2 protein-coding genes and 1 pseudogene are annotated in these 968 nt (G+C 47.7%); all 3 read right to left on the bottom strand.

Features of this window, described 5'->3' with window-relative positions; genetic code table 11:
• Positions 1-271 (bottom strand): annotated as a pseudogene (locus A3750_RS12325) (glycine dehydrogenase); the annotation flags it as partial.
• A 92-nt stretch (positions 272-363) separates the two neighbouring features.
• On the bottom strand, positions 364-762 hold the full coding sequence (gene gcvH / locus A3750_RS12320) for a glycine cleavage system protein GcvH (RefSeq protein WP_068458569.1): 399 nt from the start codon (positions 760-762) through the stop codon (positions 364-366).
• A gap of 43 nt (positions 763-805) precedes the next feature.
• Positions 806-968: glycine cleavage T C-terminal barrel domain-containing protein (locus tag A3750_RS24990; RefSeq protein WP_304440191.1), on the bottom strand; the 163-nt coding region annotated here is incomplete at its 5' end.

Genomic DNA, 968 nt, shown 5'->3' with positions numbered 1-968 from the left:
TGAACTCGCCACGGGTTGCAATATCCCAAACTGCGGCCGGAACATGATGTTCATACGCACCAGCACCAATAAAACACAGAGCGCCGCTGTCTTGGGTTGCGCGCTCATTCATGAGGCGCATCATATCCATTTCTGACAACCCTTCCGGCACATCAAAAGATTTGGCCCGTAAGTGTTCTGGAATTTCGTCAAACAGCTGATCAATCGAATCAACGCCTATGACGCCGAGCATTTTTGCAACGTCGGCATCGGTGTGAGGAACAAAAGGCATGCTAGCTCCTAAAAACAAATGTCCCTAGACGGGACAAAAGATATAACGTGTAAATCAAAAAGAGCGCGTAAACGCGCTCTCACAACTATTATCTAATGGTCGTCAGCTTCGCAGACATCCGCATACGCGTCCGCATCAAGAAGTGAGGCAAGTTCACTCGAATCTGACAGCTTTATTTTAAAGAACCAACCATCGTCATAAGGCTCGCTATTGACGATTTCTGGCGCTTCTTCAAGCCCTTCGTTAATCTCTAACACCTCACCACTCACCGGCGCATAGATATCTGAGGCGGCTTTTACTGACTCCACAACACCTGCTTCGTCACCAGCCGCAAGCTCTGTCCCTACTTCAGGAAGCTCTACAAAAACGACGTCGCCAAGTAATTCCTGAGCGTGATCGGTAATTCCGATTACTGCTGTTTCGCCATCGGCTTCCAGTCTCACCCACTCATGGCTCGACAAGTATTTCAGTTCACTCGGTACATTACTCATGGTTATCTCCTAAACTCGGTGGCTGGCACCGTTAATTCTAAAATTATTCGTAGACCCGTTTGCCATTACGTACAAACGGAGCTTTTACAACTTTTACAGGCACGCGCTTGTTACGCATTTCAACATCGCATGTTTCTCCAACTTGAACAGGCACTCTCGCTAGTGCGACAGAGTAACCTAATGTTGGGCTATATGTGCCGCTAGTA

The sequence above is a fragment of the Oleiphilus sp. HI0079 genome (assembly GCF_001635105.1).
This window is presented reverse-complemented; position numbering and strand designations above follow the sequence as displayed.

Excerpts from the sequence above, each read along its gene's own strand:
- gcvH (WP_068458569.1), bottom strand. The coding sequence starts at position 762 with ATGAGTAATGTACCGAGTGAACTGAAATACTTGTCGAGCCATGAGTGG.